Origin of the sequence: Ancylomarina sp., from assembly GCF_041555295.1 — a bacterium.
GTDB lineage: Bacteria > Bacteroidota > Bacteroidia > Bacteroidales > Marinifilaceae > Ancylomarina.
The window spans coordinates 1-2,264 of sequence record NZ_JBFFKR010000411.1; the positions used below are offsets into that span (position 1 = coordinate 1).

The window sequence follows — 2,264 nt, forward strand, 5'->3', positions numbered from 1 at the left end:
AAAAGGTTTCATTCTATCGGCTAACTGATCAAGAGGGCAAAGTTCATCATTAAAGAAAATACCTTCTTTTGTGACTTTTAGGTTCATTGATAAGCCTGATGTATTTTTACTTTGGAGTTTTAAAATTCTAATGGGAACGATTTTATCAATGAAGCTACGTTCCGATCCTTTTAATTCAAAATAATTCTTATTGAAGAAGATTATTGCTTTCTCCTTGCGAACTTGAAGATGAGCTTTTCCTATGGCTTTCAATGTGAAATCCAAGGCTTCTTTGCTTGTGCCTTTATCGAATCCGTAAACAACAACACCTTTACTGATTTGAGCTTTATTTTTTCCACCAAAACTCATTTCTGTGACTTCAGGCCCAACTTTCCCCTTGTAATTTTCACCCTGAATAAAGCTTTTTACAATGGTTAGAACTTCTTCTTTTCTTGCAATTTCTTCATTAATTAGATATTGGTTTGCTCTGTTTTGTAGAATTCGAAGAACATTTCTTTTTTTAATTTTGGACTCTACGGATTCAGTCCCCTTTTCGGCCATATTAGCCAATTTGGTTACAACTTGATTGCTTTGAGGCAGATTTTTGGCTGTCCAGTGACTTAGCCAAATCTGGCTACTGTCAGCTTGAACAATAAGAGGAGGTAGTGTATTTACTTTCTTTATGATTTCGGGCTGGGTAAAGGCCTGCAAGAGCAGAAGCCCCATAGGTAAAAAGAGTAGTGCTTTTGCAACGCCCCATCGTTTAACTTGTTTCTTTTTCATCATTTTTAATCGTTTTGAAATTGAACCTTGTTTGAAATGATTTGCTGAAGCAAAACGTCTTTTGCCCACAGCTTTTTCTAAAATCAACAATTGATATTGTGTTGCATCGATGCCTGTGTTGAGTACGGCCTGATCGGCCTGAAATTCATGAACCAGTTTGAGTTCCTTCTTAAGTAACCATGCAAATGGATTGAACCATTGCAAATAACAAACCAGTTCGATTAAGACTACATCAAATGAATGATGCAATCGGATATGTGCTTCTTCGTGCAGAAGAATGGGTGTTTTATTCTGTTCGTAATCCTGTTTCGAAAGCACAATGTAATTCAAGAAGGAGAAAGCCTGTATGGCATCGCTAACAATTGCCAGTAGGATATCTTTATAGGGTTTTATGGTGGCTTTTTTCAGCCATTTTAATATACTTCGGTATGAGACAACAAACTGAATACAAAGCATGCTTAGAATGCTCCAGTAGACTATTGCGGTCCAGTTTATTGGGATAGAACCAGATGTTTCTATCAGGGTTTGTTTTTGATGTGGACTGATAACAGCTGTTTCGAGCAAAGGCATTTCAATCAATTCCCGAACTTTTTGGATGGGAGCGGAGCTGATTTCGTTTGCTGGAATTAAATGCGCCACTAAAGGCATGGCAAAGGCTGCACAAACCGATAGTAAAAGTGTTAGCCTTTTGTATTTGTGGTTAGTATCCTTGCTCAGTAAGAGTTTGTATAACAAATAAAAGAATGCCAGGCTGATACCGACCTTTATCATATAAGTTATGAAGATGAGCATGATTAGCTTTCTTTAGATTTTTCGATATCCTGAATCAGTTTTTTAAGCTCGTCAAGCGATAAGTTTTCTTCTTCAACAAACATGGAAACCACGCGTTGGTATGAGTTGTCGAAATATTTCTGAACAACATTTCCCAAGGTTTTTTTGCGGTAATCGGCTTCGCTAATCGCTGCAAAATAGCGATGTGTTTTACCGAATGTCTCATGCGAGATAAAGCCTTTTTCTTCCAAAGCTCTTACCATAGTCGATAAGGTGTTGTAATGCAACTTCTGATCGGGATACTTCTTTTGAAGATCTTTAACAAACATGGGGCCTTCTGCCCAAAACAATTGCATGATCTCTTCTTCCTTTTGTGTTAGCTTCTTCATAATGGGAATATTTTAAATCAAATATAACTATAAATTCTAGTTATATAACTATGGTTTACAGTTTTCGTAATGCAATTCTTTGTCTTACTGTCTTGTGTGTGGTATTGGGGTTAACTTAATCCTTTGTTTTAGGAGCTTGCAGACTGAATCATATTTATGAATTATTTTTCCATTACGGGTTTCATTTTTTTCTTCTAATAGACTTAAGCAACATATTTCTCTATTGCATTAACAAAATTTAAGTCAGAAATGATCTCAACTTTTCTCTATATAATCCTTAAGGCTCATGAATTTTTCTATATTTGTTATAACAAGCTGGAATGATGTTGCAAGGAACTGCTG

Annotated in this window: 2 protein-coding genes; both read right to left on the reverse strand. The window is 36.1% G+C overall.

The window, feature by feature from the left end:
- A partial coding sequence (locus ABY905_RS16565; protein ID WP_372645884.1) for a M56 family metallopeptidase occupies positions 1–1,554 on the reverse strand: 1,554 nt, incomplete at its 3' end.
- A gap of 2 nt (positions 1,555–1,556) precedes the next feature.
- Positions 1,557–1,922, reverse strand: coding sequence for a BlaI/MecI/CopY family transcriptional regulator (locus tag ABY905_RS16570; protein WP_372645886.1), 366 nt, complete (start codon positions 1,920–1,922; stop codon positions 1,557–1,559).
- Positions 1,923–2,264 lie beyond the last annotated feature (342 nt).

Coding starts and splice junctions, on each gene's coding strand:
- ABY905_RS16570 (WP_372645886.1), bottom strand. CDS start 1,922: ATGAAGAAGCTAACACAAAAGGAAGAAGAGATCATGCAATTGTTTTGG.